This is a genomic window from Okeania sp. (genome assembly GCF_035285525.1).
Taxonomy (GTDB): Bacteria; Cyanobacteriota; Cyanobacteriia; order Cyanobacteriales; family Microcoleaceae; genus Trichodesmium.
The window spans coordinates 34,886-51,423 of record NZ_JAYKGW010000244.1 but is presented as its reverse complement, the minus strand read 5'-3'; the positions used below and the strand labels follow the sequence as shown (position 1 = coordinate 51,423).

The following is a 16,538-nucleotide window of genomic DNA, read 5'->3' as shown; positions in this document are numbered from 1 at the left end:
TTTTAATAATAATCATCAGGATATTGTCAGCTTTATGATCTGACTTGGAGTCACCCAACACCATAAGTAATTCTACTTAATTCAATAGATGAATTTCCTGTAACTTATTATGATACAATTTGAAGTGTGAAATGTGGGTTGATATTTACATTTTTTGTATAGTTGAAGAAAATTATTCTTTTGAAAGTTAAATATCCTAACCTTTTAGTATTTGTAGGTTGGGTTGAGATAACGTTAGGGTAACTTATCCGTAGGATAAACCCAATACAAATAATTTATGCCAAAACCTTGTCTCTAAATCTATTTTTATTTATCAACCATACAGCATTTTTCACCCTTAATACACCACATTTTTATAACCAAAGTAGGGACGCTCCATGGAACGTCTTTACTGTATTTTAGCAAAGTAAAAATCGCTATAATTGTTATAATTTAACCAGAACTTTCTGTATATTTAAGAAATTAACTTTATGTTAGTAAAAAGAATTAAAAAAGGAAAGATTATTGAATTATTAGAGGAAGTAAATAAATTTACCAGATAACCAAGAAATTTTAATATAAATTAAAGAAGTTAATGATTTTTGGTCAGCCTATCAAAAATTTAGGGCAAAAATAGAACAAGAAAAAATTACTTTGGAAGATAATAATTTTGATAACTTACGAGACAAGTCACCAGGGATAGAAGTTGATTTATGAACTTAAAGTATTTGCTAGATACTAATATAATTTCTGAATCTATGCGTGCTTCTCCTCATCCTCAAGTTGTTAATAAATTGACAATAAATCAATTACAAATTTGTACAGCTACGGTAGTTATTCACGAATTTTTATATGGTTGCTGGCGTTTACCAGAATCAAAGAGACGTAATTTTTTTCAGGAATATATCAGCGATCTGATTTTAAATGTCCCTATATTTAATTATGATTTAAAATCTGCACAATACCATGCAAAAGAGAGAACTAGATTATCTAAGATAGGTAAAATTCCTAGTTTTATTGATAGTCAAATTGCCTCTATATGCTGCTACTAAAAATCTAATTTTAGTAACTAACAATATAGTTGATTTTGAAAATTTTGAAGATTTAACACTAGAAAATTAGTTTGTTGATTAAAGGTCTAATAATTATATTTATTAGAGACGATTTAAGAATGAGACAAGTATTTATTGCTGTGAAAGTATTTCAGCCGAAAAAGTGTTTAATTCTTAAATTAAATGACTATATTAATATCTAATCTCCAACCATTTTTGAGCATTAATAAAGCGACTCAAATACTATATAATAAGAATTACACAAAAAAAGTAAAATAATTACCTAAAGTAGCAATTGTTAAATTACTGCAAAAATAAAGTATAAATACTATTAGTTTAATCTACCTCCCAAGGATTAATAATAGCAATATCACAATCTTCAAAATCAGAAATATTCCTAGTGACAAGAGTAGCTTGCTGACTGTAACAAATACTAGCAATCTGAGCATCAGCTTGAGAGATTGGCTTACCCATCCTTCTTCTTTTAGCAGCAATTTCAGCAAAAGCAGTTGCTGCTTTTTCATCAAACGGTAAAACTCTGCCAGCGAAATCTTCAGCAAACATTAATTTAGCCACTTGAGTTAGTTCATTTTTACGTTTTCCCAGTGGTAATAATGCAATCCCATAGAGAATTTCAGCTTGAGTAATAGTTGTTATAAAAAGATTATTTATTGGTCTTTCACCCCACCCATTTACGAACTATTGATGAGCCTTTAAATTTCATTAATTCCGACACTACATTAGTATCAAGTACAATCATATCAATCCTCAAAATTGGGAATTTCGCGTAGGGAGTCTCTAGATATAATTGGGATTTCAAAATCTCCAAAATGGGAAAAACGTTGCTCTATTTTTGCAGCAAGATTTAAAGAATTTTCTTCGTTTTTTGTTAATACTGCACGGAGAATTTCTTTAGCTTCTGCTTCCAGAGAACGCCCACTATGTTCCGCTCGCTTTTGTAACCTAACTATAAGGTCATCATCAAAGTTATCAATTATGATACTGTTCATATTCTTGACTTTTTTTAGTTGTTTTATAATTGTTAATTATACTTCATTTTTGTGAAAATTAAGACTAAATATTTCACCAGATAAACAACTGTTGTAATGAAACATTCCAGTAGGGTGTGTTAGCGAAGCGTAACGCACCGTAACATTTAGGATAAACGGTGCGTTAACAAAATATAACGCACCCTACTCCCCTACTCCCCCACTCCCCCACTCACTTACGCTGGATAAATCCGCAAACGACGATTCGGTTCATCCCCAAAACTAGAAGACTTCAACCGATAATGCTCAACCAACTCATGCTGCATCTTCCGCACCTTCGGAGACCTGGGCAAAAGTTCCACAGGTTGCCCCTTCGGAATCACAATCTGCTCCACCGCCAACCGTGTTTCCTCCAACGCCTCCATCTCATCCTCCGAAGCAGAAGCAGCAAACAAATTCAAATCCGCAAACTCAGGAGTCGCAGGATCGTCCATATCCAACAACCTTCGCAACGCCTTAGCAATCTGAGGCAAACTGCTATTCTTAATCACATGAATAGGCACATGACGAGTCTTCGCCGCATGACGTAACTTAGACTGTTTCCGAGTGTGCGATCGCAAAGCCAAAACCACATCCGCACCATCAATATCCTTAGTCAAAACCACAGGCAAACCCAACGTACTAATCACCTGTTCGATTTGATGTCGTGGAATAGCATAAGGATAAACGTGCAAAGGCAAATCCTCACCATTCGGCCCCCTACTCTTACCCTCCCAAGCATCTCCAGTACCAGGAGAAAACATCCCATTACCAGAAAAAGAATCATCCAACATCTCCTCAAAAGACTTTGCCTGAGAAAACTCCAAAGGTTCAACCACTTCACCAGTATTCTGCAACGGCATCATATAACCAGAATCCCGAAAATTACCACCAGAAGTTAACCTCCTCTCCGACGTTCCCAACAACGTCCCGGCATTACCATTAACACCCCCACCTAAACCAACACCACTATTAAACTCACGTTTAACCTGTATCTCACCATTCTCATCCATCGTCCTCACCTGGGGATTCGGTTTTTGCCCCCGCAACAAAGCATCAACAGTATTAGCCACCTGCTCGTGAACCACCCAACGATGCCTTTCCAACATTTCTACCGCAATTTCAAAAGTAGGAGGAGCCTTCCGTTCCAAAACAGTCTTTTGCGAACCCCGTCGTCGAGCCTCATCATCACCCAAAGTCACAGTCTGAATACCCCCAATCAGATCGCATAAAGTTGGATTCTTCAGCAAATTATCAATCTGATTTCCATGAGCAGTACCCACCAACTGCACCCCACGTTCCGCAATAGTTCTCGCTGCCAGAGCTTCCAACTCCGTACCAATCTCATCAATCACAATCACCTGTGGGGTATGATTTTCCACCGCTTCAATCATTACTCGATGCTGTTCTTCCGGAGTCGCTACCTGCATCCGACGCGCACGGCCAATAGCAGGGTGAGGAATATCTCCATCTCCAGCAATTTCATTAGAAGTGTCAATAATTACTACCCGTTTTTCTAAATCATCCGCCAGCACCCGCGCAATTTCTCGTAATGCAGTTGTTTTTCCCACGCCAGGGCGACCAAGCATTAAAATTGACTTTCCGGTTTCCACCAATTCACGAATCATGGCAATAGTACCAAAAACCGCCCGCCCCACTCGGCAAGTCAAACCAATAACTTCTCCAGTGCGGTTACGCATAGCACTAATTCGATGTAGCGTCTGTTCAATACCCGCCCTGTTATCACTACTAAAATTTCCAATGCGTTCAATAGAATAACTCAGGTCTTTTCTGGAAACCGGAATTTCCCCTAAATATTCTGCGTGAGATGGAAAACGAGCTTCTGGGAGACGACCCAGATCCATCACAATTTCAATCAGATGATTTCGCTCTTGATGATGCTGTAAAGGCCCTCTGATTTGGTCGGGAACAATTTCCAATAATCTATAAAGGTCGTCTGTTATCTGCATATTTTCTACATAATTAATAATGGATAATGAATAATTGATAATGGATAATGGATAATTAATAATTATCAATTATCTATTGTTAATTACTAATTCAGGACTTACGCAAAGCCACTATATATAGTCTCGGTGCGTTACGAGATCAGCTTTACATGTCGCGTAGCGTTTCGGCGCTTGAGCTGACATATAAAGCGGAGCTTTGCGGAACGCAAAACACACCCTACCAACAGCGTTCATGGCTTTAGTCCTATAATTATTAAACCCATTATCAATTATTGTTTAATTTGGGAAACCAGAGAACTAGCTAAACTCACAGTTTCCCAGAGAATCTCTGGTACATTCTCTAACTTCGTTAGTGGAAAATTTTTCTCTTGGTTGCGATCAACCTTTTTTACCACTACATCAGCGGTACAACAAGCAAATTCGATCGCCTGTAGTTGTGATTTGTGCATTTTTTCTAATTTTTCTAAAATTGGTGACAACAGAACACGAGCATAGCTTCCATAAGCTACACCAGCAACAAATTTATTTCGTGAAATCGAATTATTTAAGTTATTGAAAGCGTCTCGATCTGCTTCCTGATTTTTATTTGCTAGCAAACCCGCAGCCATTAACTTGGCTACAGTATAATTATTTGTACCACCAGCTAGTTGTACATAACCTGGTAATTTTGCTTCTAAAACTTTTTGACTTAATTTAATACTAGCTGCAGTAGTACCTAGACCGATATCACCACTCATTGGTCTACCATCAGTTTGCCAAATTAGAGTACAGGGAAGAGGAGAAATAATTTCATACAAATTGTGTAAATATTTTATTAACCCCTCTCCATCCTGACAACTAATAGCAATCAGCTTTAATTGATGTAACCAAGGCTTTATACTTTTCCAGAGTCGCTGAAAATCACTTTCTCTCCCCACTTGAGTATGAATTTCTATCCCATCCACACCAGTCTGTAAAACCAATGAAGCAATAGAACTAGGAGTAGAAACATAAGAACGAGCCTGTATTAGTTCATTAGGACATACAGACAAACACCTGCCACAACCGTAGCAAAGTTCATCTACAACTCCCGAATAGCCAGAAGTTACACCATTTTTATTATTAGAAAAAACTATCGCATCTGCCGGACATACCTTCTCACAAGGTCGCCAACAGTCTGTGGGGCAAATAGTCGGGTCAAACTCAGCCTTGCGAAAATGAGGGTCTTCTCCATCATTAATACTGGCCATGATTAATGGCCTTCCTTGATAGCCAAACTCCTGATATCTTGCCCAAGGTCTGAGCTTAGATGCGACATCCAGAGCTTCTTTTACCGCAGCGATCGCCGCCGGGTCTGCAGCCACATCAATACAATCTGCCCCTGCCAAAGTGTAAGCCAACGTTAAATTTCTCACCGTGGGCAGGTGTTGAAAACTCGCACCACAGATCAACTTAAACCAATGGCCTTCTGTCAAAGATTTTAAAGGATAGTAGCGTTCTCTCAAGCTTATCTAGTAGTTTTGAGCTTAAAAAAAAATTTGATGTATCGCGGTGAAGTCCCTCAACAAAGTTGTGTTATAGTTAAAGTTTAGTCCCTCACCCGCTAATACCTCATTAGACAAATTGTCGATTGGACATACCTAGAATTTCTAGTAGTTTCCAATCTTCATAAATACTTATATAGCTATCTTGGTTCCCAAGGCAGCTCAGTGTTATGTTGCGATGGGCAGACCAGTTTTATCCCTAATCTGCAAAAAAAGTTTTTCCGAGAAAACTTTTAAGCAGGGACTAAAGTATTTGGGAGCGGTGTCCACCTAAAGAAGCGATCACCACCCATTTCCACAATTACCTTGACCCGTGGTTCCGACTTAGGCAAGGTAGTTAAATACTCAATTTCTTGACTAGATAGAATCTGGCCTTCTATAATCCACAGAACTAAACCCTTAGCCTTGGGTGGTAAATGATCTAACTTATAACTCACAATTGGTGGGACATAGTAGACATACCCAACCGCTGCGCCATTGGGCACAGTTTTCTTACCCAAGTGAGGAGGTCTAACCCCATGCACTCCCGTGAGATACATGGCCAAATCTCCTAATCCTCTGGCCGTAATATTATGAGTGACATAGCCAGAAGCCCTTAAACGACGTTGATAGCGTCCTTCAAATCCTCCTTCTAAAGGAGCATAAACGGCTAAAGCTCCAGACTTCTCTAAATCCCGAATCAGTCCTCCACCAGTTGTAATCAGTGCCATGCTTAATCTTTTCCCTAATTCTTTGATCCTAGCTGATTATACTTGGTCTACATTATAGTTCGTCAAATCCAAGATGATTGTATTTCTAGCAAATTCTCAAAAAATTATTTTTACCTCTAGACAAGTCTGAGTAAATACTGTAATATAGGATATTGTCGCTGAAAAAAAATAATTTGGCCTTAATATTCAGTTGGTGGGTATTAGGAAAGCGATAAAATGGATACTGATTAGCTTGCTAATCAAGTCCTGGCGACCACGGAATCATCATCAGATAAATTCAAAGAGTAGCACGGGCATCCTACCTGTAAATTAACCTGGCAAAAGTAACACAGGCATCTTGCCTGTTTATCTGGCTTGTAAGCGCAGACCTTCTGCCTGCAATGAATGAATATTGCGGTTCTGAATGGCTTGTGAAATTTTCTCGTAGAGGTTTAGCATCGAAACCCAAGTCAAAATTGGATATCTAAACTAAACCCCTATAGTTTTTTACACAAATCATTTAGAAGCGCCATATCAAATTCAGTAGTATCGGTAGAATTAAAGACCGTAGGGGTTTGGTCTCCAAACCCTGTAAAATCTAAGAATTTTCGCCAATACTACCAATATTAACTGGTAGAACCTTATTATCCAAAGCCAGCGGATTTGATATGAATGAAGATTCCACCGTCAGGATTGGCAGGAACTCTAACCCAAATAACAGGTTTTGGCTGCCAAACTCCCTAAAATATTGGATATTAGTAGATTCGATATAGCTTAAGTTGAGATAATAATCTCTATAAATAGTCTGTATTAATAATATATCCAGGAATTAGACAAAGGCACTAAATATTAGGTTGTTGGTGCATTAGGACGTAGGTTGGGTTGAGGCACAAAACCCAACCCCAACAAAGCTTTGTTTGGTTTCACTGTCGTATACCTAACCTACATTTTGAGATGAAACAGTCCACTACTGTATTGTTTCACTTTTCATGTCGCACAGGGAAACGCACCCTACTGCATTGTTTCATCTAAAATAGTGCATTAGTCAATAGGGATGTTGCATGCAAAGTCCCTAGGAGAGAAAGATTTTTGTTTGGTTTCGTACCTCAACCCAACCTACACCTAGATATAGTATCTTTGCATGATTCCAGTAATATATCTATAAATTTTAACTAATCATTAGTAGTGCATAAAGAGTAAAGGAGAGCGACAGTGGCAGTTGGTATCCTTGGCACAAAACTAGGCATGACACAAGTATTTGAAGCTGACACCGGAAAAGCAATTCCAGTAACAGTCGTTCAAGCTGGTCCATGTATAGTTACCCAAATCAAAACAGAACAGACAGATGGTTACACTGCTGTTCAAATTGGATATGGTGAAGCCAAAAATAAAACCCGTAAACTAAACACAAAAGAACCAAAAGAAGTCAACAAATATTTAACCAGTCCCGAACAAGGTCACTTGGTTAAATCAGGTGGTATTCCTTTGCGTCATCTACGAGAATACAGAGTAGACAACACAGGGAACTTTGAACTAGGTCAACAAATAAAAGTTGACTTATTTGAAGCAGGTCAACTGGTTGACGTTACCGGAAAAAGCATCGGTAAAGGTTTTGCTGGTTATCAGAAACGTCATAACTTTAGACGTGGACCAATGGCACACGGTTCCAAAAACCACCGTTTACCAGGTTCCACAGGTCCGGGAACAACTCCAGGCCGTGTGTATCCAGGAAAGAAAATGGCAGGTCAGTTAGGAAATGTGCGAGTCACTACTAGAAAACTCAAAGTAGTGAGAATAGATACCGAACGTAACTTATTGCTAATCAAAGGAAGTATTCCTGGCAAACCAGGTACATTAATTAGTGTTACACCAGCAAACATAGTAGGTCAAAAGTAAGCATTTAGCTATTAGCTGTCAGCTATCAGCAAGAAGACCTAACTTGAGGACTAGGATTTAAAGAAGGCTTTTGAATGCTTACAGTAAAAAATAGAAAAAATCTTTGAGAAAGAAAGATGGTTGATTGTGTCATCAAAAACTGGCAAGGTGAAGAAGTAGGACAAACAACTCTCAACTTACGAGTAGCAAAAGAAGAAAGTGCAGCTCATGTTGTTCACAGGTCTTTAAGACTACAAATGGCAAATAACCGCCAGGGAACAGCTAGCACTAAAACCAGATCGGAAGTTAGAGGTGGTGGTCGCAAACCTTGGCGACAAAAAGGAACAGGTAGAGCCAGAGCAGGTTCAATACGTTCTCCCCTATGGCGTGGTGGTGGTGTAATTTTTGGTCCGAAACCAAGAGACTATTCCCACAAAATGAACCGTAAGGAAAAACGTCTAGCATTAAGCACTGCTTTCCAAAGTCGCTCAGAAGAGTTAATTGTAATAGAAGAATTTGCCGAACAATTTGCTAAACCAAAAACCAAAGATTTGGTAGAAGCGATCGCTCGCTGGGGAGTAGAACCAGAGGCAAAAGTCCTGTTGGTTTTACCAGAAAAACAAGAGAATGTTTATTTGTCTGGTCGTAACATTGCCAAGCTCAAAATAACTCTAGCCACCAACTTGAATATTTACGACATTCTAGAAGCAGACAAAATTATTGCAACTGCAACCGCAATTGCCAAAATTCAGGAGGTCTACGGAAATGAAACTTGATTCACGAGACTTAGTAGATATCATCAAAAACCCAGTTATTACCGAAAAAGCTACTATGTTAATGGAACTAAATCAATATACATTTGATGTAGACCCAAGGGCAACTAAGCCAATGATTAAAGAGGTCATTGAGCAAGTATTTGAGGTAAAAGTAATAGGTATCAATACTTTAAATTTACCAAGAAAAAAACGCCGAGTAGGCAAATTTATGGGTTTTAAACCTAGATATAAAAGAGCTATTGTGACTCTAGAAGATGGGGAACCAATTAGAAAAGTTCTGTTCCCTGATCTGTAAAATCCATTGGGGATATACTTTTTTAGAGATGGAGAGTGTGGGAAGTGTGGGAAGGGTGGGAAGGGTGGGAAGGGTGGGAAGTTCAATCTTTTTCCTACTTTGATGTATATTCCTTCTGACTACACAATACTCTGTTCCTCAAAAATTTCATCCACAAGCTGAATGCTAGTAGCCGAAAGCTTATTGTAAAATATACTGAACGTAGAGCAAAAAATTATGGGTATTCGTTCTTACCGACCCTATACTGCAAGTACCCGAGAACATAGTGTTTCCGACTTCGCGGAAATAACTCGCTCGAAACCAGAAAAATCTCTGGTTAAATTCAAACATAGGAAAAAGGGTCGTAATAACCGTGGGGTAATCACCTGCCGTCACCGAGGTGGTGGTACTAAAAGATTATATCGTGTTATCGACTTCCATCGTAATAAACATAATATTCCCGCTAAAGTAGCAGCAATAGAATATGACCCCAACCGTAACGCTAGAATAGCACTTCTGCATTATCAAGATGGAGAAAAACGCTATATTCTGCATCCTGTGGGATTAGAAATTGGCACAATAATTATATCTGGAGTGAACGCTCCCCTGGAAGTTGGAAACGCTTTACCTCTAAGTCAAATTCCTCTAGGTACAGATGTTCATAATATAGAACTCGTTCCTGGTAAAGGCGGACAAATGGCGCGTTCTGCTGGAGCTGTAGCTCAAGTAGTAGCCAAAGAAGGAGAGTATGTAACACTCAAACTTCCCTCTGGTGAACGACGTAAAATCCGAGCAAGTTGCTACGCAACCCTAGGTCAAATAGGCAACATTGAACATCGGAATATTAGTATCGGTAAAGCAGGTCGTAACCGCTGGAAAGGGAAAAGACCAACAGTTAGAGGTAGTGTGATGAACCCAGTGGATCACCCCCATGGTGGTGGTGAAGGTCGCGCACCAGTTGGTAGAAGCGGACCAGTTACCCCTTGGGGTAAACCAGCATTGGGTATGAAGACCCGTAAGAAGAAAAAACAGAGTGATGCTTTAATCGTACAACGTCGGCGTAAATCCTCTAAACGAGGCAAAGGTGGTCGTCAAAGTTAAAACATCAGAAGCGGATAGCTTTCAGCAGTCAGCTTTAGTTCTGGAATTTTAATCGTACTAAATTAACCATAAATTGAATTATGTCTCGTTCATTAAAAAAAGGACCATTCATTGCGGATAGTCTGATGAAAAAAATAGAAGCTTTAAACGCTAAGAACCAAAAACAGGTGGTTAAAACTTGGTCAAGAGCTTCAACTATTATTCCTGATATGGTGGGTCATACGATCGCTGTACACAATGGACGTCAGCACGTTCCCGTTTTCATCTCCGATCAAATGGTAGGTCACAAATTAGGTGAATTTGCACTAACCAGAACATATCGGGGTCACGGTAGCGACAAAAAATCAAAAAGATAAATAGATTAAGTGGAGATAGGGTATGCCTGAATATACCAGTAAAGAAGTAAAAGCAATAGCTCGTTATATCAGAATGTCTCCGTTTAAAGCGCGGCGGGTGCTTGACCAAATTCGAGGTATTTCTTACCGGGAAGCATTAATTATTCTGGAATTTATGCCATACCGAGCTTGTAGTCCAATTCTGAAAGTATTGCGTTCCGCAGCAGCAAATGCCGAGCATAACGAAGGACTAGACCCAACAACCCTAGTTATATCTACAGCTTTTGCTGACCAAGGACCTTGTTTACCACGTTATCGACCCCGCGCTCAAGGTCGTGCTTACAAAATTCGTAAGCCTACTTGTCATATCACAGTGGCAGTTGCTTCTGTAGCTAATGATTAAGTAAGTTGAAAAATTTGATCAATTAGATTAAAACATTCGATAAAGACTAATTTAATGGGACAGAAAATACATCCAATTGGTTTTAGACTAGGTATTACCCAAGAGCATCGTTCTTGTTGGTATGCTGACGCTAGAAACTACCCAGAATTGTTGCAAGAAGACCACACAATTCGTAAATATGTAAGAGAAAATCTGGCAAGTGCAGGTATCTCTAGAATTAAGATTGACAGAAAAGCAGACCAAATAGACTTAGAAGTTAGCACTGCTAGACCAGGTGTAGTAGTTGGTCGAGGTGGTGCAGGTATTGATGCTTTGAGAGTTGGGTTACAAAAACTTTTGGGGAATACCAACCGTCAAATTAGAATCAATGTTGTTGAAGTCACAAAAGTAGATACTGATGCGACGCTTATTGGTGAATACATTGCTCAACAGCTAGAAAAAAGGGTATCTTTTCGCAGAGTTGTACGTCAAGCTATAACTAGAGCGCAAAAAGCTGGTGTAGAAGGTATTAAGGTACAAGTGAGTGGTAGAGTAAATGGGGCAGAAATTGCTCGGACTGAGGTGACTAGAGAAGGTAGTGTACCGTTGCATACCTTGAGAGCTGATATTGATTATTGCTATTGTACTGCAAAAACAATTTACGGTATTCTTGGTATTAAAATTTGGGTATTTAAAGGAGAAATTATTCCTGGTCAAGAACAAATTGCCGAAGCTCAAGAAAGACAACCAAAACGTAGACAACAAAAACGTCGTCAGCAATATGAGGATAGGTCTAACGACGGTTAGTAGGGACGTTGCATAACAAAAATGCGAACGTCCGTACAACAGTGATCAGTGATCGGCATCTCTGGCTAAAGTTATAGTCTTGAAATACTGACGTTGATTTTCTTCATACCCTTAAAAAGGAAAGCTTGAGACCTTATTTTCTGGTCATAAGTTAGAAGTTTAATTTGTAGCTAGTGACTATTTTTTCCTTCAGAAAATACTTATACTTAAGCCAAAAATAAAATAGTAGACTATGTTAAGTCCTAAGAGAACAAAATTCCGAAAACAGCAACGTGGAAGGATGAGAGGTAATGCTAATAGTGGCAATAAGATCAACTTTGGTCAATATGCACTCCAAGCATTAGAACCTTCTTGGATTACTTCCCGTCAAATCGAAGCGGCTCGACGTGCGATGACTCGTTACATCCGTAGGGGTGGAAAAATTTGGATTCGTATTTTTCCAGATAAACCAGTTACAATGAGAGCGGCGGAAACTCGTATGGGTTCTGGTAAAGGTGCCCCTGAATATTGGGTGGCAGTAGTTAAACCAGGTCGTATTATGTTTGAGTTAGGTGGGGTTGCGGAAGACATAGCTCGTGAAGCTATGCGTTTAGCATCATTTAAACTGCCTATTAAGACAAGGTTTATTGTACGCGAGGAGGAATAATTTATGCCTTTTCCAAAAATAGCAGAAGTTAGAGAATTGAGTGATGAAGAACTAGCTAGTGAAATAGTTAGGGTTAAGCGAGAATTGTTAGACTTGCGCATCCTCAAAGGTGCAGGAAGAATGGAAAAGCCACACCTGTTTAAGCATGGTCGCCATCGACTTTCTCAGTTATTAACAATAGAAAAAGAGCGGGAACTAGCTAAACAAGCAGAAGCTGCTCAAGAGGCTGAGGCTACTACAGAGGTAGAATCAAATCCTGTTGAAACAGTAGAAAATCCTGAGTAAAATAAAAAAATAATAGGTGTTTCAGTTGAGTAAAATATTATTAATTGTTAACACTAGATAAAAATTTTATTTCTTAGGTAAGAATTAAAGAAGTAGTCAATACTAAATTAGATTATTTTTTTAACTTGTTAAGAATGGTAATTTTGAAATATTTTCAACCATTCGCTTTGTTTATAGAAAATAGGAATTTTCACCCCGAAAAACTGACTAAAAGCTGATAGCTGATAGGAGGTTAAATAGCAGTTTTAACTCAATAAAGTAAAGAAGAAAAATTATGGCGACTAAAGAATTAGTAGGAGTAGTTGTCAGCAACAAAATGCAAAAAACAGTAGTGGTGGCAGTAGAAAACCGCTCTGCTCACCCCAGGTACGGTAAAACAGTTGTGAAAACTAAAAGATATAAAGTTCACGACGAGGAGAATAAATGTAAAGAAGGCGATCGCGTCCGGATTTCTGAAACTCGTCCGATGAGCCGTACCAAACGTTGGCAAGTTGCTGAAATAATCAGTTCTAAGATTAGTTAATTTAATTGTTGATTTGATGAGTTTTGGTAAAACTATTAAATCTGACAACATTTTCAATCCCAACGTTTGTACAGATCTTAGGTTTGTACGGACGTTTCGCGAAACGTCCCTAAGTTTGGTATCAACATACTGAAATCATAGAAAGACCACCATGATTCAACAAGAAACCGTATTAAATGTCGCTGATAATAGCGGTGCCCGTAAAGTAATGTGTATCCGTGTAATCGGTGGTGGAAATCGTCGCTATGCACGCATAGGTGATGTAATTATCGCTGTAGTTAAAGACGCATCTCCTAATATGGCTGTTAAAAAGTCAGATGTAGTTAGAGCTGTGGTGGTAAGAACTAAAAAAGGTCTGCGCCGAGAAAGTGGTATGAGTATTAGGTTTGATGATAACGCAGTCGTGATCATTAACCCAGAAGGCAACCCGCGGGGAACTCGTGTTTTTGGCCCAGTAGCTCGTGAATTACGAGACAAAAACTTTACTAAAATTGTATCCCTAGCACCGGAGGTACTGTAATGGCATTTAAGAAAAAACCTTTGATGACTGCCAACGGAAAACCTGTACGCTATAAAATTCACGTTAAAAAAGGTGACACAGTTCAGGTAATTGCTGGTAAAGATAAAGGTAAGGTAGGTGAAATCCTGCAAGTATTACCGAAAATCAGCAAAGTTGTAGTTAAAGATGTTAACATCAAAACCAAACACGTTAAGCCTCAGCAAGAAGGAGAATCTGGTAAAATAGTCACCGTTGAAGCTCCAATTCATAGTTCTAACGTGATGCTTTATTCTAATAAAGAAAAAGTAGCAAGTCGTTTTGGTTATACATTTACAGAAGACGGTCGCAAAGTACGTCAGCTCAAAAAAACCGGAGAAATTATTGATTAAATTCAAGTAAATTCTTCAATATAATCAGCAAAACTATGGCAGAAAGACTAAAGAAATACTACGATAAAAATATTGTTCCTAAATTAATGGAACAATTTAAGTATAAGAATATTCACCAAGTACCAAAACTGGTAAAAATAACAATTAATCGTGGTTTAGGAGAAGCATCTCAAAATGCTAAAGCCCTAGATTCATCAGTGAAAGAATTTGCCACAATTACAGGCCAAAAACCAATAGTAACCAGAGCCAAAAAAGCGATCGCTGGTTTTAAAATTCGTCAAGGAATGCCAGTAGGGGTTATGGTGACTCTACGTTCTGGAAGAATGTATGAATTTATAGATAGACTAATTAATTTAGCATTACCCAGAATTAGAGATTTTCGAGGCATAAATCCTAAAAGCTTTGATGGTCGAGGCAATTATAGTTTAGGGGTTAAAGAACAACTTATTTTTCCCGAAATAGAATATGACAAAATCGATCAAATTCGAGGAATGGACATTTCGATTATTACCACAGCTAAAACTGATGAAGAAGGCCGTGCCCTGCTTAAAGAAATGGGAATGCCTTTCCGGAGTTAACTAAAAAAGTAGTTAAAGAAAAGAGGAAAAAATGGCGGCTAACGACACAGTATCAGATATGTTGACGCGAATTCGCAACTCCTGCATGGCGCAACATACAACCACAAAAGTTCCAGCAACAAAGATGACTCGCAGTATTGCCAAAGTCTTGAAAGAGGAAGGTTTTATTGGTGAGTTTGAACAAGAAGGGGAAGGTATTAAGAAGTTTTTAGTAATTTCTTTAAAATACAAAGGCAAGAATCGCCAACCCATTATTAGATATTTGAAGCGAGTTAGTAAACCAGGACTCCGGGTTTATAAAAATCGCAAAGAGTTACCACGGGTTTTAGGTGGAATAGGAATAGCTATTATTTCTACATCTAGTGGAATTATGACTGATAGGGAAGCTAGAAAAAGAGGCATTGGTGGAGAAGTTCTTTGCTATGTTTGGTAGTATAGCTTTAAGCATTTAGCTATCAGCTATCAGCTCAAGTTAATTGGCTAAAGGATTTTAATTTTATCAATGTTTGAAAACTTTTTTTTGTAGTGCTTTATAACTAAAATAATTTATAGATAGCTATAGATTAAGCAAAACAAAAAAATATCTAGCAACTTAACTTAAATATAGGAAATATGTCACGAATTGGTAAACGTCCAATCCCGATACCTAAAAAAGTTACCGTTACCATTGAGGGTCAAAAAGTAACAGTAAAAGGCCCGAAAGGTGAACTTTCCAGAGTATTACCACCTGAGATAGGAGCGGAACAACAAGAGGAAACTATTGTTGTGAAACCTCAAGAAGAATCTCGCCGGGCACGGCAGAGGTACGGTCTCAGTCGGACTCTGGTTGCTAATATGGTAGAAGGGGTTTCTAAGGGATACGAAAAACGCCTATCCATTCAAGGGGTAGGTTATCGTGCCCAAGTTCAAGGCAAGACTTTAGTATTGAACGTGGGTTACAGTAAACCAGTGGAAATGCCAGCTCCTGAAGGTATTAGTATAGCGGTAGAAAATAATACCAACGTCATTGTTAACGGTATTAATAAAGAGCTGGTGGGCAATACGGCAGCGAAAATTAGAGCTGTCCGTCCACCAGAAGTCTACAAAGGAAAAGGCATTCGTTATGCCGGAGAAATGATTAAACTCAAAGCGGGTAAGTCAGGCAAGAAATAAACAATGAAGTATACTCGTCAAGATTCAATTAGAAAGCGACATCGCCGAGTCCGAAAAAAAGTGTTTGGGACACCAGACCGTCCTAGACTATGTGTATTTCGCTCAAATATGCACATCTATGCTCAAGTAATAGATGATACTAAGCAGCATACCTTGGTGGCTGCCTCAACAGTAGAAGCAGAAGTAAAGTCCAACATTAAATCTGGTGCTAACTGTGATGCTTCTATGGAAGTAGGTAAATTAATTGCCAAGCGATCGCTAGAAAAAGGAATAGACCAAGTAGTTTTTGACCGTGGTGGCAACCTGTATCATGGTCGAGTCAAAGCTTTAGCTGAGGCCGCTCGTGAAGCTGGGTTAGACTTTTAAGTTATTATTGAAAGTTATACTAAATCTCAAAAACTTTGCTATTTATCTTTTTTAGTGTTGTGATGGGAAAATGCGGAAATGGAAAGATGAGAATTTTAGACATATCCAAATAATAAAAAATCAAATTAATTATTCTTAGGACTTACGCATGAACGCTATTGGTAGGGTGCGTTACCAGGTGCGCTCCGGCATCGAAACGCTATATACAGTGTCTTTGCGTAACTCCTGATTCTACTCTTATTTATCAGTTCTTTCCTCCCTACTCCCTCTTTATCGCTATTACAAAAAAAATAATCAACTTGACAAAGG

22 protein-coding genes are annotated in these 16,538 nt (G+C 38.6%); 17 read left to right on the top strand and 5 right to left on the bottom strand.

What is annotated here, in order from left to right:
- Window positions 1-692: 692 nt before the first annotated feature.
- The gene (locus VKJ25_RS23200) at window positions 693-1,031 is read left to right on the top strand and encodes a PIN domain-containing protein (protein ID WP_324239016.1); all 339 of its coding nucleotides are present in this window, start codon (window positions 693-695) and stop codon (window positions 1,029-1,031) included.
- Window positions 1,032-1,367: 336 nt separating this feature from the next.
- Here VKJ25_RS23200 and VKJ25_RS23195 read toward each other — a convergent pair whose 3' ends face one another.
- From VKJ25_RS23195 to ndhN, 5 genes are all read right to left on the bottom strand, one after another.
- Window positions 1,368-1,703 (bottom strand): PIN domain-containing protein, encoded by a 336-nt coding sequence (locus tag VKJ25_RS23195; protein ID WP_483143754.1) that lies wholly within the window; start codon window positions 1,701-1,703, stop codon window positions 1,368-1,370.
- Window positions 1,704-1,792: 89 nt separating this feature from the next.
- Window positions 1,793-2,041 (bottom strand): FitA-like ribbon-helix-helix domain-containing protein, encoded by a 249-nt coding sequence (locus tag VKJ25_RS23190; RefSeq protein ID WP_324239015.1) that lies wholly within the window; start codon window positions 2,039-2,041, stop codon window positions 1,793-1,795.
- A gap of 215 nt (window positions 2,042-2,256) precedes the next feature.
- A complete protein-coding gene (locus tag VKJ25_RS23185) occupies window positions 2,257-4,029 on the bottom strand; it encodes a R3H domain-containing nucleic acid-binding protein (RefSeq protein ID WP_324239014.1) in 1,773 nt (590 codons plus the stop codon).
- Window positions 4,030-4,298: 269 nt separating this feature from the next.
- Window positions 4,299-5,513 (bottom strand): circadian clock protein LdpA, encoded by a 1,215-nt coding sequence (gene ldpA / locus VKJ25_RS23180; protein ID WP_324239013.1) that lies wholly within the window; start codon window positions 5,511-5,513, stop codon window positions 4,299-4,301.
- A 272-nt stretch (window positions 5,514-5,785) separates the two neighbouring features.
- Window positions 5,786-6,262, bottom strand: a complete 477-nt coding sequence (ndhN, locus tag VKJ25_RS23175) for an NAD(P)H-quinone oxidoreductase subunit N (RefSeq protein ID WP_324239012.1) — start codon at window positions 6,260-6,262, stop codon at window positions 5,786-5,788.
- Window positions 6,263-7,453: 1,191 nt separating this feature from the next.
- Here ndhN and rplC point away from each other — a divergent pair.
- The 16 genes from rplC (at window position 7,454) to rplR (ending at window position 16,229) form a co-directional block, all read left to right on the top strand.
- Window positions 7,454-8,137: a 50S ribosomal protein L3 gene (gene rplC / locus VKJ25_RS23170; RefSeq protein WP_324239011.1), complete on the top strand. Its 684-nt coding sequence runs from the start codon at window positions 7,454-7,456 to the stop codon at window positions 8,135-8,137.
- A 116-nt stretch (window positions 8,138-8,253) separates the two neighbouring features.
- Window positions 8,254-8,892, top strand: a complete 639-nt coding sequence (gene rplD / locus VKJ25_RS23165; RefSeq protein ID WP_324239010.1) for a 50S ribosomal protein L4 — start codon at window positions 8,254-8,256, stop codon at window positions 8,890-8,892.
- Window positions 8,882-9,187, top strand: coding sequence for a 50S ribosomal protein L23 (locus VKJ25_RS23160; protein ID WP_324239009.1), 306 nt, complete (start codon window positions 8,882-8,884; stop codon window positions 9,185-9,187). The genes rplD and VKJ25_RS23160 overlap by 11 nt, the downstream gene beginning before the upstream one ends.
- A gap of 216 nt (window positions 9,188-9,403) precedes the next feature.
- Window positions 9,404-10,267 carry a 50S ribosomal protein L2 gene (gene rplB / locus VKJ25_RS23155; RefSeq protein ID WP_324239008.1) on the top strand — a complete coding sequence of 288 codons (864 nt, stop codon included), beginning with the start codon at window positions 9,404-9,406 and terminating at the stop codon, window positions 10,265-10,267.
- Window positions 10,268-10,347: 80 nt separating this feature from the next.
- Window positions 10,348-10,623 (top strand): 30S ribosomal protein S19, encoded by a 276-nt coding sequence (gene rpsS, locus VKJ25_RS23150; protein WP_324239007.1) that lies wholly within the window; start codon window positions 10,348-10,350, stop codon window positions 10,621-10,623.
- Window positions 10,624-10,645: 22 nt separating this feature from the next.
- Window positions 10,646-11,005 (top strand): 50S ribosomal protein L22, encoded by a 360-nt coding sequence (gene rplV, locus VKJ25_RS23145; protein WP_324239006.1) that lies wholly within the window; start codon window positions 10,646-10,648, stop codon window positions 11,003-11,005.
- Between the two features lie 54 nt (window positions 11,006-11,059).
- Window positions 11,060-11,791, top strand: coding sequence for a 30S ribosomal protein S3 (gene rpsC, locus VKJ25_RS23140; RefSeq protein WP_324239005.1), 732 nt, complete (start codon window positions 11,060-11,062; stop codon window positions 11,789-11,791).
- Window positions 11,792-12,023: 232 nt separating this feature from the next.
- A complete protein-coding gene (rplP, locus tag VKJ25_RS23135; protein WP_324239004.1) occupies window positions 12,024-12,437 on the top strand; it encodes a 50S ribosomal protein L16 in 414 nt (137 codons plus the stop codon).
- Window positions 12,438-12,440: 3 nt separating this feature from the next.
- Window positions 12,441-12,722 carry a 50S ribosomal protein L29 gene (gene rpmC, locus VKJ25_RS23130; protein WP_324239003.1) on the top strand — a complete coding sequence of 94 codons (282 nt, stop codon included), beginning with the start codon at window positions 12,441-12,443 and terminating at the stop codon, window positions 12,720-12,722.
- Between the two features lie 274 nt (window positions 12,723-12,996).
- Window positions 12,997-13,245 carry a 30S ribosomal protein S17 gene (gene rpsQ, locus VKJ25_RS23125; protein WP_324239002.1) on the top strand — a complete coding sequence of 83 codons (249 nt, stop codon included), beginning with the start codon at window positions 12,997-12,999 and terminating at the stop codon, window positions 13,243-13,245.
- A gap of 151 nt (window positions 13,246-13,396) precedes the next feature.
- A complete protein-coding gene (gene rplN / locus VKJ25_RS23120; RefSeq protein ID WP_324239001.1) occupies window positions 13,397-13,765 on the top strand; it encodes a 50S ribosomal protein L14 in 369 nt (122 codons plus the stop codon).
- Window positions 13,765-14,133 (top strand): 50S ribosomal protein L24, encoded by a 369-nt coding sequence (gene rplX / locus VKJ25_RS23115; RefSeq protein ID WP_483143753.1) that lies wholly within the window; start codon window positions 13,765-13,767, stop codon window positions 14,131-14,133. Before rplN ends, rplX begins: the two co-directional genes overlap by 1 nt.
- A gap of 35 nt (window positions 14,134-14,168) precedes the next feature.
- A complete protein-coding gene (gene rplE, locus VKJ25_RS23110; RefSeq protein ID WP_324239000.1) occupies window positions 14,169-14,711 on the top strand; it encodes a 50S ribosomal protein L5 in 543 nt (180 codons plus the stop codon).
- A 31-nt stretch (window positions 14,712-14,742) separates the two neighbouring features.
- Window positions 14,743-15,144, top strand: a complete 402-nt coding sequence (gene rpsH / locus VKJ25_RS23105) for a 30S ribosomal protein S8 (protein ID WP_324238999.1) — start codon at window positions 14,743-14,745, stop codon at window positions 15,142-15,144.
- A gap of 179 nt (window positions 15,145-15,323) precedes the next feature.
- Entirely contained in the window at window positions 15,324-15,863 is a 540-nt protein-coding gene (gene rplF, locus VKJ25_RS23100) for a 50S ribosomal protein L6 (RefSeq protein WP_324238998.1), read from the top strand.
- Between the two features lie 3 nt (window positions 15,864-15,866).
- A complete protein-coding gene (rplR, locus tag VKJ25_RS23095) occupies window positions 15,867-16,229 on the top strand; it encodes a 50S ribosomal protein L18 (protein ID WP_324238997.1) in 363 nt (120 codons plus the stop codon).
- Window positions 16,230-16,538 lie beyond the last annotated feature (309 nt).

Excerpts from the sequence above, each read along its gene's own strand:
- ndhN (WP_324239012.1), bottom strand. The coding sequence starts at position 6,262 with ATGGCACTGATTACAACTGGTGGAGGACTGATTCGGGATTTAGAGAAG.
- rplE (WP_324239000.1), top strand. The coding sequence starts at position 14,169 with ATGGCAGAAAGACTAAAGAAATACTACGATAAAAATATTGTTCCTAAA.
- rpmC (WP_324239003.1), top strand. The coding sequence starts at position 12,441 with ATGCCTTTTCCAAAAATAGCAGAAGTTAGAGAATTGAGTGATGAAGAA.
- rpsH (WP_324238999.1), top strand. The coding sequence starts at position 14,743 with ATGGCGGCTAACGACACAGTATCAGATATGTTGACGCGAATTCGCAAC.
- rplV (WP_324239006.1), top strand. The coding sequence starts at position 10,646 with ATGCCTGAATATACCAGTAAAGAAGTAAAAGCAATAGCTCGTTATATC.
- rplR (WP_324238997.1), top strand. The coding sequence starts at position 15,867 with ATGAAGTATACTCGTCAAGATTCAATTAGAAAGCGACATCGCCGAGTC.
- VKJ25_RS23185 (WP_324239014.1), bottom strand. The coding sequence starts at position 4,029 with ATGCAGATAACAGACGACCTTTATAGATTATTGGAAATTGTTCCCGAC.
- rplN (WP_324239001.1), top strand. The coding sequence starts at position 13,397 with ATGATTCAACAAGAAACCGTATTAAATGTCGCTGATAATAGCGGTGCC.
- VKJ25_RS23160 (WP_324239009.1), top strand. The coding sequence starts at position 8,882 with ATGAAACTTGATTCACGAGACTTAGTAGATATCATCAAAAACCCAGTT.
- rpsC (WP_324239005.1), top strand. The coding sequence starts at position 11,060 with ATGGGACAGAAAATACATCCAATTGGTTTTAGACTAGGTATTACCCAA.
- rpsQ (WP_324239002.1), top strand. The coding sequence starts at position 12,997 with ATGGCGACTAAAGAATTAGTAGGAGTAGTTGTCAGCAACAAAATGCAA.
- VKJ25_RS23200 (WP_324239016.1), top strand. The coding sequence starts at position 693 with ATGAACTTAAAGTATTTGCTAGATACTAATATAATTTCTGAATCTATG.
- rplP (WP_324239004.1), top strand. The coding sequence starts at position 12,024 with ATGTTAAGTCCTAAGAGAACAAAATTCCGAAAACAGCAACGTGGAAGG.
- rplX (WP_483143753.1), top strand. The coding sequence starts at position 13,765 with ATGGCATTTAAGAAAAAACCTTTGATGACTGCCAACGGAAAACCTGTA.
- rplF (WP_324238998.1), top strand. The coding sequence starts at position 15,324 with ATGTCACGAATTGGTAAACGTCCAATCCCGATACCTAAAAAAGTTACC.
- rplB (WP_324239008.1), top strand. The coding sequence starts at position 9,404 with ATGGGTATTCGTTCTTACCGACCCTATACTGCAAGTACCCGAGAACAT.
- rplD (WP_324239010.1), top strand. The coding sequence starts at position 8,254 with ATGGTTGATTGTGTCATCAAAAACTGGCAAGGTGAAGAAGTAGGACAA.
- VKJ25_RS23190 (WP_324239015.1), bottom strand. The coding sequence starts at position 2,041 with ATGAACAGTATCATAATTGATAACTTTGATGATGACCTTATAGTTAGG.
- rpsS (WP_324239007.1), top strand. The coding sequence starts at position 10,348 with ATGTCTCGTTCATTAAAAAAAGGACCATTCATTGCGGATAGTCTGATG.